Here is a 13,567-nt window from a genome sequence, read left to right on the forward strand (position 1 = left end):
GAGGAATGTTTATGAGTATTATAGCACCAATTGGTATAATTATTGGTATAATAGCTATTATATATTTTTCAGTTAAAGAAATTCATATAACTATAGCTGCTCCAATAGCAACCTTAATAGTTGTTCTCTTAAATAAAATGGATGTTGTAACATCAATGCTAGGTGCTGGCAAAAATAATTACATGGGAGCACTTGGCAATTATATAATGAGCTATTTTGCAATATTTTTATTAGGCTCAATACTTGCTAAATTTATGGAGGAAAGTGGAGCCACTGTATCTATAGCAGATTTTATCTTAAACAAGTTTGGCTCTAAATATCCTTATAGAGTTTTAGTTGCGATATTTATAGTAAGCTTTATATTGACATATGGTGGTATAAGTCTGTTTGTAGTTATGTTTGCAGTCATTCCACTTGCAAGAACTCTATTTAAAAAACTTGATATTTCTTGGAATCTTATTCAAATTCCTCTTTGGCTTGGAATTGCTACAATTACAATGACTATGATTCCTGGGACACCAGCCATTCAAAATGTTATTCCTATTCAATATCTAAATACTTCTCTTACTGCAGCTATTATACCAAGTATTGCAGGCAGTATAGGTTGTGCTGTGTTTGGTCTTATCTACATGAAATATGCTCTGAATAAAAGTATTAAAAAGGGTGAAACGTATGCAACTTATACTTCAGAATCAGAAGAAGAATCTCTAGATAGAGAATTACCAGGATTTTTTGCAAGCATCTTTCCTCTATTAGCACTTGTAATTATAGCAATATTAGGAAGTACTTTTGGTTCAGAATTTCTGAAAAAAAATGTAATTTACATAGCTTTAATAGTTGCAATCCTTTTATCTGCATTTTTATTCCGTAAATTTTTATCATCCAAAATACAGACATTGAGTATAGGAGCTAGTGGTTCTATTGGACCTATATTTGCAACATCTTCTGCTGTTGCATTTGGAGCAGTAATAATGACTGCACCAGGTTTTAATGTATTCAGCAAACTTATTATGTCAATACCAGGTAGTCCACTTATAAGTCTTACTGTATTAACTTCAACAATGTCAGCAATAACAGGTTCATCTTCTGGTGCATTAGGAATAGTAATGCCAAACTTCGCAAATTATTATTTAAGCACTGGTCTGAATCCAGAATTAATTCATCGTGTTGCTACAATAGCTTCAAATATACTTACTATAGTTCCACAAAGTGGTGTTTTTCTTACATTCTTAAGTTTATCTAAGTTAACACATAAAGCCGGATTTAAAGAAACTTTCATTGTAGTTGCAGTTGGTTCATTAATAGCAGAAATTATCGTAATTACGTTAGGATTACTGATGTATTAAACTAAAGTATATTATAATTTACCATATAAAAAGTCATCTATTGGAACAGATGACTTTCTTATTTTTCAAAGATTTCAATAATGAAAATTTACTATTTGCATTAAAATGTATATTAAATAAATTTCAATAGCTATATAATTTTTTTTTCGTAACCATAAATTTACATCATAAAATCATTATAAAAATATATTTTTCTCAAAGCTAGTGATTTCATACTATGTAGCTTTATGAGACAAATTATTAAACTTTCTTAAATATGCCTGTTTATTCCATGTATACTCTTTTTACATATCTTTACAGTGAAAAAATGCTTATTCTTATGTTAGTATAAATGCACGGGTACCCCCTACACTAAAGGTTACAAATTAGTAACATTTTTAGAATTTTTAGATTGAGAGGTGTTTATAATGAAAAAAAATATACCAACAAAATTAAAAACTATGTTAGCATTGGGAGTGTTAACCTTAGCTACAGCATCTAGTGCTGTTACTGCAAGTGCTTCATCGCTTGAAAACAATGTAAATCTAAGTAACAAAAGTTTAGTATACAGTAATACTAAATACAAATTTTCAGCAAAACCAAATTGTTCTGTAAAACCAGAGCTTAAACCTGATAAAGATAATTCTTGTAAAGATAAGAACCATAATGACAAGAATTGCAATAACACTAATAAACCTGAGGACAATAATAATTCAGGCTCTACTAATAAACCTGAAGACAATAATAACTCAGGCTCTACTAATAAACCTGAAGATGATAATAACTCAGGCTCTACTGATAAACCTGAAGACAATAATAACTCAGAATCTAACAAACCTGAAGATAATAATTCAGGCTCTACTAATAAACCTGAGGATAACAACAACTCAGAATCTAATAAGCCTGAAGATAATAATAATTCAGGTTCTACAAATGGAGATTTTTCAGCTTACCAAAAAGAAGTCGTTGATTTAGTAAATATAGAAAGATCTAAAGCTGGATTAAATCCTCTTACTCTTGATTCTTCTGTATCAAATGTTGCTACTAAGAAGTCTCAAGATATGATTGATAACAATTATTTTTCACACAATTCTCCAACTTATGGTTCTCCATTCGATATGTTGAAAAAGTTTGGGATAAGCTATAAAACAGCTGGTGAAAATATAGCTATGGGTCAAAAAACTCCAAAAGAAGTTGTAAATGCGTGGATGAATTCTGAAGGTCACAGAAAAAATATACTAAATCCAAATTTTAGTAAAATAGGTGTTGGAGTAGCACAAAAAAGTGGTGGTTCACTTTATTGGACACAAATCTTTGTAGGATAAAATACTCTTTTCCCATATATCAAAAGAGTATCTCTAAATGATTAAATAAAATCACAAATGAGATACTCTTTTGTATCTATATTCAAAACTATTAAATACAAATAAATACAGTATAAACATCATTTACTAATATGTACTTCAAAAATCATTCGTAAAAAAATCAAAACGCCCTTTAGGTGCCATTAAAATTCTTTCTAAAATTAAACTTAATGCTTTTAATTTACGATTTCTTTCTTTTTTATCTCAAGTGAAAATATCTGGGTCAAGTAAAAACGTGAAAACAGATAAAACTATTTCTGAAACTTCTAAAGTATATTCACACTTGAATATACCTTCTTCAATTCCTTCTTATCCACATACTCATTCCCTTCATATTGTATTATAACATAGGCTCAAAAAGTGACCACTGGTCGAAAACATGATACAATAAAGAAAATCTGACCATTGGTCGAAAAATATTGGGGATATGAGAATTGAAAAGGAGGTGTATCAAATTAACTTTTTAGTTCATGAGGCACTCTTTTTTGTATGAAATCAAATATATTTTTATCATTTCAACAATAAAAAAGAGGCTTATCTCTATTTCAAGACAGCCTCTTTTTATCAAATCTATATTTTACATAAGCTTATAACATTTTAATATTATTCAGCTAATTTTTTATATCCTTCATATCTTTCTTTAGCATCAGCTTCAGCTTTAGTAAATAATCCTTCAGCTTGCTCTGGGAATTGCTTAGCTATAGCAGAGTATCTTACTTGTGCAAGTATGAAATCTCTGAAGCTTGCTGTTGGTTCTTTAGAGTCTAAAGTGAATGGGTTTTTACCTTCAGCTTTTACTTCTGGATTGAATCTGTATAAATGCCAGTATCCGCAAGCAACAGCTTGTGCTTCATTAGCTACAGTTCTTCCCATACCTTCTTTTAATCCGTGGTTTATACATGGAGCATAAGCTATTATTAAAGATGGTCCATCATGTTTTTCAGCTTCTAGAACAGCTTTGATAAATTGGTTTTTATCAGCACCCATAGCAACTTGAGCTACATATACGTTTCCGTAAGTCATAGCCATCATTCCTAAATCTTTCTTTCTAGATTGCTTACCTGCTGCAGCAAACTTAGCCATAGCAGCAGCTGGAGTAGCTTTAGAAGCTTGACCTCCTGTATTTGAATATACTTCTGTATCAAATACAAGTACATTTACATTTTCACCAGATGCAAGAACATGGTCTAAGCCACCGTAACCGATGTCATATGCCCAACCATCTCCACCTAGTATCCATTGAGATCTCTTAACTAGATAATCTTTTCTATCTTCTATAGCTTTTACTAATTCTTTAGCTTTTGCATCTGTACAATCACAAGATGGTTTTGCTAATAATTCAACAACTTTAGCACTTGCTACTTTAGAAGCTTCTCCATCATTTCTAGAATTTAACCATTCTGTAAATACTGCTTTAGCATCTTCACAGATATCCATAGAAACTAATTCTGTCATAGCATCTACTATTTTTGCTCTTATTTGTTTAACAGCTGTGTACATACCAAATCCGTATTCAGCATTGTCTTCAAATAAAGAGTTTGCCCAAGATGGACCTTTACCTTCATGGTTACAAGTATAAGGAGTTGATGGTGCAGAAGCTCCCCATATAGAAGAACATCCAGTAGCATTAGCTATCATCATTCTATCTCCATATAATTGTGTAACTAACTTGATGTATGCAGTTTCTCCACATCCAGCACATGCTCCTGAGAATTCCATTAATGGTTGTCTAAATTGACTTCCTTTAACAGTATTTGCAGGCATAACATCTACTTTTGGAGCCACTTTTTCAGTATCTACTGCAAATGCCCAGTTATCTAACTCTGTATCAAGTTGAGTATCTATTGGCTTCATAACTAAAGCTTTTTCTTTAGCTGGACATATGTCAGCACAGTTTCCACATCCTGTACAATCAAGTGGACTAACTTGAATTCTATATTTTAATCCTTCTAATCCTTTACCTAATGCTTTTTTAGTTTCAAATCCTTTTGGAGCATTAGCTAATTCTTCTTCAGTAACTAATACTGGTCTTATACATGCATGAGGACATATAAAAGAACATTGGTTACATTGGATACAGTTATCTGTTATCCATTCAGGAACATCAACAGCTATACCACGTTTTTCGTAAGCTGAAGTACCACAAGGGAATGTTCCATCTTCTATACCATTGAATGTACTTACTGGTAAGTTATTTCCTTCTTGTGCAGTCATTGGTCTTAATATATTTCTTATAAATTCTGGCTCTTTTACTTCTTCTTTATCTGCATCAACAGCATTTGTCCAAGCAGCTGGAACTTCAACTTTAACTAAAGCATTTATTCCTGCATCAACAGCAGCATAGTTCATGTTAACTATTTTTTCACCTTTTTTACCATAAGCTTTAACTATAGAATCTTTTAAGTATTTAACAGCATCTTCTTCTGGTATTATTTCAGCTAATTTAAAGAATGCAGATTGCATTATCATGTTTATTCTATTTCCAAGACCTATTTCTTGTCCTAGTTTAACAGCATTAACTGTATAGAATTTTATATCATTTTTAGCTATATATTGTTTCATATGAGCTGGTAAGTTTTCTTCAATTCCAGCTTGGTCCCATATAGTGTTAAGTACAAATGTACCACCTTTTTTAAGACCTTTTAATAAATCATATTGATAAACATATGATTGTTTATGACAGGCAATATAGTCAGCTTCATCTATTAAATAAGTTGCTCTTATTGGAGTATCACCAAATCTTAAGTGAGACATAGTTATACCACCAGATTTTTTAGAGTCATAATCAAAGTAAGCTTGAGCATATTTTTCAGTGTGGTCACCGATTATTTTTATAGCTTGTTTATTAGCTCCAACAGTACCATCAGAACCTAATCCCCAGAACTTACATCTTATAGTTCCTTTAGAAGCTATTTTAATTGGCTCAGCAGGAGCTAAAGAAGTATTAGTTACATCATCAACTATACCTACTGTAAATCCATTCTTAGGTTGTTCTGAAACTAAGTTATCAAAAACAGTTTTTATATCTGAAGGAGTAGTGTCTTTTGAACCTAATCCATATCTTCCACCTATTATCATAGGAGCATTTTCTTTTCCATAGAATACATCACGTACATCTAAGTATAATGGCTCACCAGTTGCACCTGGCTCTTTAGTTCTATCAAGCACACATATTCTTTCAACAGTAGATGGCATAGCATCTAAGAAATGTTTCATTGAGAATGGTCTATATAAATGAACTTTAACTAAACCGTATTTTTCTCCTTTAGCATTTAAGTAATCTATAGTTTCTTCTATTGTCTCTGTTACAGAACCCATAGCTATTAATACATACTTAGCATCTTCTGCTCCATAATAATCAAATAAACTATGTTTTCTACCTGTTAAATTACTCATTTTTTCCATGTATTTTTCAACTATACCTACTATATTTTGATAGTATTTGTTAGAAGCTTCTCTAGTTTGGAAATATATATCTGGATTTTGAGCAGTACCACGAGTAACTGGATGATTTGGAGATAATGCATTATCTCTAAATGCTTGAACTGCTTCAAAATTTAATAAACTTGCGTAATCTTCGTTTTCTAATAATTCAACTTTTTGGATTTCATGTGAAGTTCTGAATCCATCAAAGAAATGTATAAATGGTAATCTACCTTCTATTGCAGCTAAATGTGCAACTGGTGCTATATCAGCTACTTCTTGAACTGAACCAGAAGCTAATAATACACATCCAGTTTGTCTAGCAGCCATAACGTCTTGATGATCCCCAAATATTGATAAAGCTTGAGATGCTAAAGCACGAGCACTTACATGGAATACTCCTGGTAATAACTCACCTGCAACTTTATACATGTTTGGTATCATTAATAATAAACCTTGAGATGCTGTAAAAGTAGAAGTTAAAGCTCCTCCTTGTAAAGAACCATGGAATGCTCCTGCTGCTCCTGCTTCTGACTGCATTTCAACAACATTAACTTCTTGTCCAAATACATTTTTTCTTCCTTGTGATGCCCACTCATCAACTACTTCAGCCATAGTTGAAGATGGTGTGATTGGATATATAGCTGCTACATCTGTAAACGCATAGGCAACGTGAGCTGCAGCTGTATTTCCATCAAGTGTTTTCATAAACTTAGCCATAATATGTATCCTCCTTGATAGCTACAATTGTACTTGTTTATAACAAGTCTATTTTTTATATTTACATATAATTTACACAACAAAAATATAAACACACATATAGTCGCGCAAATACTCTATCTTCTAATATAATACTACAGATTAGATAAAATTCCTTTGAAAATTGTAAATTAATTACATATTTAAGTAGATTTTTTTTTAAATTAAATATGTTAAGTTTTTTTCATAATTTTGTATACAATATATAATAAATTAAGTTAGATTTTTCAAACTTTTTCATCTATTTGTATATATTAGTACAAAGTCAAAATATTTATCTTTATTATATGTAAATTTTTATATATATAATTTTACCATATTACATCATATTTTTGTAAGTTTTTATTATATTTTTCATAATACCCCTTTATTTTATAAATTAATCTAATAGATTAAACTTATCAGATAGAAATTTATTACATTTAAAAAAATATGCTAGCAAATAGAACATCCACTAGCATAAACTTCATTTATAATATTAGTCAACTATTAATTCTACTAACTCTCCATTTTTAACACCCGCTGCATTTCCTTCTTCCATATCAACATGCATTTCTAGATTGAAGCTATCACTAGCTCTTACTAATACATTTTCAAATACTAATGCTCTTGGTCCAGAAGTTTTAACTTTTACTATTTGCTTATCAGCTACACCAAATTTAGCAGCGTCTTCATTGCTCATATGTATATGTCTAGAAGCAACTATAACTCCTTCTTTCATTTCTACTTCTCCAGCAGGTCCTACTAATTTAACACCTGGAGTTCCAGCTATATCACCAGATTCTTTTATTGGTGCTTTTACTCCTAATGGGAAACCATCTGCTAAAGATATTTCAACTTGAGTATGAGCTCTAGCTGGTCCTAATACTCTAACTCCTTTTAAAGTTCCTTTTGGGCCTACTAAATCTACTTTTTCTTCACAGGCATATTGTCCTGGTTGAGATAATGGTTTAAATTTAGTTAATTCATGACCTGCCCCAAATAATACGTCTATATCAGCTTGACTTAAATGAACATGTTTATTAGATAATGCTATTGGTAATTTCATTGAAATTCCCTCCTTTTAATTATTTTAAATTATTGCAATACAATTATACATAATATTACCTACAAAATCAAATTATATTAAATCAATATATATCTTTAAATTTTTATATATTATATCTTTAAATTCTTGATTATCCATATAGGGTATATTGTCTGTATTATTTAAATATATATTGTGTAAAAGTTTAGTATTTATACTCTTAAAGAAAAAATCCATGACAATCTGTCCACCTTTAAATTGTGAATCATAGGACTTACTACCTCCTACTGCAATATACATACCAACACGCTTCTTATTCCTATCAATTGAAGGCTTCTTTAACACATATTTACTTGCATATATAGCTTGAGTTCTATCAACAACAGTTTTTAATTTAGCTGAGATTGAATCAAAATGTACAGGGCTTATGACTATAGTTCCTTTTGACTCATCAAACATTTTATATAATGGTTTCATGTCATCATTAAACTTACAAAAACCTGTTTTTTCACAAAATCCACATGCTGTACAATATTCAATATCCATATCATATATATTAAATATTTTGCTACTCAATCCACTCTCTTCTAACTTAACCTTCACTTCATTTGCTATAAAACTGCAATTTTTATTATTTCTTGGGCTTCCATTTATTATAATAATCTCTGGACTTTTAAGTTCTTTTTTATCATTTAAATCCATAATCAATCTACCTATCCTTTAACATAACTATTAAAATATCATCATCATAATTATCTTTTGATGAGAAATTCTTTAAATCTAATTTTAAATTTTCTACTATTAACTGCTGATTTAATCTAAAGTTTTCTTTTAGAAAGTTTTCTAATCTATTTATACCATATTCTTCTTTTGACGTATTTTTTATCTCTAAAATTCCGTCAGTATACATACATACCATTGCATAATCTTCCATTGAAAGAGTATTATTTTCATAGGTAGCATCTTCCATTATTCCAATAGGTATCCCCTTTTTACAATTCAAATTATTTTCTATGGTCCCATTCTTCTTCACAAATACAGGGCTATAATGACCAGCATTAGATATTGTGATAATATTTTCTTTAGTATCTATAATACCTATCAAACACGTTGTAAATACACCCATTTTATCAAACTCATCATATAACATGCTATTTAAATGTGTCATTATTTCTCTTGATGTATTATATTGATTACATAAGACTTTAAAAGCACCTTTTATCATCGCAACAACATAATTTGATACCATTCCATGTCCCATTACATCAGCAACAATATAGACTATATGTTCATCATCTACTTTTGTGGCATAATAAAAATCTCCTCCTACTACTCTCGCTGGTTTATGATAAAAATACAGTTCTTTATCTTCATTACAATCCATTTTTCCTTTGTCCATAATAAGTTGTTGCTGTTTATTTAATATATTCAACTCATTTTCAAGAACCTTATGTTTTACTTCTTTTTCATTATGCTCATATAATTGCATCCCAACAGAAACTTGTTTGGATAATATACTAAGAATATTTAAATCATCACTAGTATAGTTTTTGCTATTTGCACAAACTATACATCCTATAGTCTCATTCTTATCCTGAAGTTTATAATATATATAACTTTCCAAGTTTATTCCTTTTTTTGAACATGGTTTTAAGTTATTTAGATATCCTCCTAATGACTCTTTCTTCAAAAATGTGTCAAGCATAGGGTATAAATTAGTTTTCTTTTTTTGCTCAGTATTATAACAGCTAAATATTTTATCCTTATTATCATGGCCAGTTATAATTATTAAAGCTTCTTTACTATTAGTAATGTTGCAAGCTTGTTTACTTAAATTTTCTAAAAATCCATCTATACTCTTATTAAGGTATAATTTTTTAGTGGCTTCATTTATAGCACTTATCGAACCTCTTAACTTGTCAATTAAAATTTGTACATTATTATTTTTATTAGTTATTTCTATTGATAAACTCAGAAGTGATGCAACAGAAGATATAAAGTCTATATCTTGTTCTGTTAAATAATCCTCCTCTTTTAAAAAACAAGTCATAAATCCAACAACTAAATTGTTTATTATAAAAGGAAAAACTATTCTCCCAATATAACCTTCAGATTTTGCTAAATCTCTTTCACCTTCAGCTCTAGAATCTTCAAATACATTTTTTACATATATTATCTTCTTTTCATTTACAGCTTCATGTATATATTCTGGATATGTGTCAAAATCAATTTTTGCACCTTTAAGACTATTAATTGGAAAAATTTGAGGTACATATTCTAAGGTTTGTGAACATACTAAGTAGGCATGTTTAGAATCATTTTTATAGAATAGATTTACACATGCCTTTGTAGGGTGAACAACCTCTAACATCTTTTCTATTATGTCATCTTTTATATTAAAAAAATCTGTAGATTCCGTCACCATAGCGGATATCTCCACTAAATTCTTCATTTTATAACTGCCATTAGTCATACTCAATTTCTCCCCCTATATATTAAACTATTTATTAGTATTTTAACATACATTCTTCATAGTAAAAACAAAAACAACGACAAAACTAGCAACTAATATCCAGTTAAATCCTGTCAATAACCCTATAAGAAGCAATGTAATTAATGCATTTAGACCTGTTCTTCCTTTTTCATCCATAAAAGTAATTTTAGATATGTCTATATTGTTCTTTACATTATTTATATGCTCTTTTACTTGTTCTTCCATATTTCTTTTATATAAAATATAAACTACACCTACTAAAAATACACCCATACCCAAAATCAAGTTTAAATTAAAAGCTACCATAAGTAATATTGAACCAAAAACTAACTTTAAAAGTTTAAAAAATACACTGTCTATTTTTAAAGTTATATTTCTGATTTCTTTACATTCATCTCTTAAAGAATATCCACTTGAATCTAAATTATTAATCTTTGTTTTTACAATTTCAGAATAAAAAAGCTTTATTATCCCATTTAACATTTTCATCACTCCTAAATATTTTACATATATTTGTAAGTTTTACAATTATAATATTTTTTATACTTGGTAATAATAAAAAATAACAAATATTTTATAATTTAGTATTTATTGTAAATAAGTTAGTTAAACTTTATAGACTAAGTATAGATTTTTAAAAATAAATATTTTTACAATTAAAAGGAAGTGGTTGTGTGCAAATAGAACAACTTGATTTAGAAACAAGAAATAAAATATACTGCTACACTAAAAAAATACTTAGAAAATACCAAAAAGGTATAACATCTGGTAAATTAACGGCAGATAAATTTGCAGATAATATATTATCTCAAGGTTTCATTAGTAGTATACTTGATGAAAAAATAATTAAGGAATACGACTTTAAGTTATCTTATATAGACTATATAGAAACTTTGATAAAAATACAAAATGAAAATTTATCTAACTCTAGAAAAAAATCTACTAAGACTGTAAAGTGTTTCAATATCTCTCAAATAATCCAATTAAAAAATTTACTAAATGATACAGGTTATAATTTATTGATTCCATATAAATACTTAACTCCTAAGGATATAGAAGGAATCGTTACTCTAATTAATACTGGGTCTATTGAGCTTGGAAATGAGAGAATCTACAATTATATATCAAAAGTATGATAATATAAAGCTATTATAAAAAGGCAATTTATTTAATAAGAATTATTTTAATATTAAATAAATTGCCTTTTTAATTTTTTAATTAAAGATTATTATCCAAGAGCTTTTTCTAATTTAGATAAATGTTGTATTGGATAATATTTTAATAGCTCTTTAAATTGTTCTACTGATAAACCTTCTGTTGTTGTGTATATTCTTATTTTTTCATCTAAATCACTATTAATAAATTTGTTTTTTAAATCCTCAAAATTTACACTACTCATTTTACATCACTCCTTATGTAACATATTCGTTTGTATTATTTTATCCAAATTCCTAAAATTTATTACATAAAAATGCACCTGTGTAAAATTTAATAAAAAAAAGCTATCTCAATTTAGAAATTACTTTCTATATTTGAGATAGCTTTAGCTAAACTAATAGCCTAATAGTTATAAATAATTATTTATTAACTATCTGTTGCTTTTTCCAGCCATTTGTTGTTCAGCCATTTCAACTAATTTTTTAGTCATGTATCCACCTACATAACCATTTTCTCTTGCAGTAAGGTTTCCTTTATCAACTTGTTGATAATTACTCATACCAAGTTCGTTAGCTATTTCTAATTTCATTTGGTTTAAAGCCTCTTTTGCTCCTGGTACTACTGTTCTGTTGTTGTTATTGTTACTTGCCATGTTGATTACCTTCCTTCTGTTTAATTTATTTTGTGTTGCTGATAATATTATGTGATTTTAAACATTTTTAATTCAGGTAATTTTTAGCAATTAAAACCTGCCAAATATCCAGTAGAAAAAGCTATTTGTAAATTGAATCCTCCTGTATATGCATCTATATCTATTATCTCTCCAGCAAAAAATAGACCTTCTATTAGTTTTGACTCCATTGTACTCGCATTTATCTCATTTACTTTTACACCACCAGAAGTTATTATAGCTTCATCAATAGGTCTGTATCTTTTTACAGTAAACTTTAAATTCTTTAGTAAATGCACTAAGTGTTTTCTCTGTTCTCTAGAAATTTGGTGAACAACTGTATCTGGATTAATCTCACTCAAATCTATTATTATAGGTATAAGTTTTTTTGGAAGTAAATCATCCAATGCTTTTTCAAATTTTTTATTTGTATACTTTGCAAAATCTTTTTGAACTCTTTTATCCAACTTTTCTTCATCTAGTGCTGGTTTTAAATCTAAGAATATAGTGTAATTTTCTTTAGTTGTATCTTTCATTCTACAACTTGCAGACTTAATTATAGGTCCATCTAAGCCAAACTTAGTAAATTCAAGTTCTCCAAAATCACTGTAAACTTTCTTTTGTTTGCTATTAAATACTTTTATCTCAACATTTCTTAATGATAACTTTTCCAAATCTTTTATAAAGCCTTCTTGCACTTCAATACCAATTAAAGATGGTTTTGTATCTACAATGGTGTGACCTTGTGAAGCAGCAAATTTATATCCATCACCAGTAGAACCAGTAAGTGGATAACTTAATCCTCCAGTTGCTACTATAACCGAGTCACACTTAATTTCTTTTTTATTGGATAAAACTACTTTTTCAATTTTATTATTTTTAGATATTATTTTTTCCACTTTCGAATTTAATAATATATCTACTTTTTTGTTTTTGAGTTGTTTTTCAAGAGCCTTTACAACATCAAATGCTTTATCACTTTCTGGGAATACTCTTTTTCCTCTTTCTGTTTTAGTTTTTACACCAAGGTTATTAAACATGCTTATTACATCATCATTTGTAAAAGTATAAAAAGCACTATATAAAAATTTTCCATTTGTAGGAACATTTTCTATTAATTCTTCTATATCACAAGCATTAGTTATATTACATCTACCTTTTCCTGTTATTGCAAGTTTTTTACCTAATTTATGATTTTTCTCAATTAATGTTACATCAAATCCTCTTTCACATGCAGTTGATGCTGCTATCATCCCTGCTGGTCCTCCACCTATTACTACTACCTTCTTCAAATAATCACTCTTTTCTTCCCTTAATTTTTTAAGTTAAACTATTAATAAAGTAGTT

12 protein-coding genes are annotated in these 13,567 nt (G+C 28.9%); 3 read left to right on the forward strand and 9 right to left on the reverse strand.

Annotated features, from left to right (window positions below):
- The first annotated feature begins 11 nt into the window (after positions 1–11).
- Positions 12–1,346: a GntP family permease gene (locus Q3304_RS12235; RefSeq protein ID WP_407813662.1), complete on the forward strand. Its 1,335-nt coding sequence runs from the start codon at positions 12–14 to the stop codon at positions 1,344–1,346.
- Between the two features lie 407 nt (positions 1,347–1,753).
- Positions 1,754–2,650: a CAP domain-containing protein gene (locus Q3304_RS12240; protein WP_407813660.1), complete on the forward strand. Its 897-nt coding sequence runs from the start codon at positions 1,754–1,756 to the stop codon at positions 2,648–2,650.
- A gap of 243 nt (positions 2,651–2,893) precedes the next feature.
- On the opposite strand, the gene Q3304_RS12245 is transcribed toward Q3304_RS12240, so the two are convergent.
- The 6 genes from Q3304_RS12245 to Q3304_RS12270 form a co-directional block, all read right to left on the reverse strand.
- Complete coding sequence (locus Q3304_RS12245; protein ID WP_407813698.1) at positions 2,894–2,992, reverse strand: hypothetical protein; 99 nt, start codon at positions 2,990–2,992, stop codon at positions 2,894–2,896.
- 300 nt (positions 2,993–3,292) lie between these two features.
- The gene (gene nifJ, locus Q3304_RS12250; protein ID WP_407813658.1) at positions 3,293–6,832 is read right to left on the reverse strand and encodes a pyruvate:ferredoxin (flavodoxin) oxidoreductase; all 3,540 of its coding nucleotides are present in this window, start codon (positions 6,830–6,832) and stop codon (positions 3,293–3,295) included.
- Between the two features lie 517 nt (positions 6,833–7,349).
- Complete coding sequence (gene pduL, locus Q3304_RS12255; RefSeq protein WP_021385571.1) at positions 7,350–7,919, reverse strand: phosphate propanoyltransferase; 570 nt, start codon at positions 7,917–7,919, stop codon at positions 7,350–7,352.
- Positions 7,920–7,991: 72 nt separating this feature from the next.
- Complete coding sequence (locus tag Q3304_RS12260; RefSeq protein WP_054277298.1) at positions 7,992–8,600, reverse strand: flavodoxin family protein; 609 nt, start codon at positions 8,598–8,600, stop codon at positions 7,992–7,994.
- A gap of 7 nt (positions 8,601–8,607) precedes the next feature.
- On the reverse strand, positions 8,608–10,371 hold the full coding sequence (locus Q3304_RS12265) for a GAF domain-containing SpoIIE family protein phosphatase (protein ID WP_407813655.1): 1,764 nt from the start codon (positions 10,369–10,371) through the stop codon (positions 8,608–8,610).
- Positions 10,372–10,413: 42 nt separating this feature from the next.
- Complete coding sequence (locus Q3304_RS12270) at positions 10,414–10,875, reverse strand: hypothetical protein (protein WP_054271252.1); 462 nt, start codon at positions 10,873–10,875, stop codon at positions 10,414–10,416.
- Between the two features lie 191 nt (positions 10,876–11,066).
- Here Q3304_RS12270 and Q3304_RS12275 point away from each other — a divergent pair, with 191 nt between their 5' ends.
- A complete protein-coding gene (locus Q3304_RS12275; protein WP_054271253.1) occupies positions 11,067–11,528 on the forward strand; it encodes a hypothetical protein in 462 nt (153 codons plus the stop codon).
- 92 nt (positions 11,529–11,620) lie between these two features.
- Here the strand turns inward: Q3304_RS12275 and Q3304_RS12280 are convergent, their stop codons facing one another.
- From Q3304_RS12280 to Q3304_RS12290, 3 genes are all read right to left on the reverse strand, one after another.
- Entirely contained in the window at positions 11,621–11,791 is a 171-nt protein-coding gene (locus Q3304_RS12280) for a hypothetical protein (RefSeq protein ID WP_003416012.1), read from the reverse strand.
- Between the two features lie 189 nt (positions 11,792–11,980).
- Positions 11,981–12,202, reverse strand: a complete 222-nt coding sequence (locus Q3304_RS12285; RefSeq protein ID WP_003416009.1) for an alpha/beta-type small acid-soluble spore protein — start codon at positions 12,200–12,202, stop codon at positions 11,981–11,983.
- A gap of 83 nt (positions 12,203–12,285) precedes the next feature.
- On the reverse strand, positions 12,286–13,512 hold the full coding sequence (locus Q3304_RS12290; protein WP_074178528.1) for an NAD(P)/FAD-dependent oxidoreductase: 1,227 nt from the start codon (positions 13,510–13,512) through the stop codon (positions 12,286–12,288).
- Between the last annotated feature and the right edge of the window lie 55 nt (positions 13,513–13,567).

Source organism: Clostridioides sp. GD02377 (genome assembly GCF_045899875.1).
GTDB lineage: Bacteria > Bacillota > Clostridia > Peptostreptococcales > Peptostreptococcaceae > Clostridioides > Clostridioides difficile_A.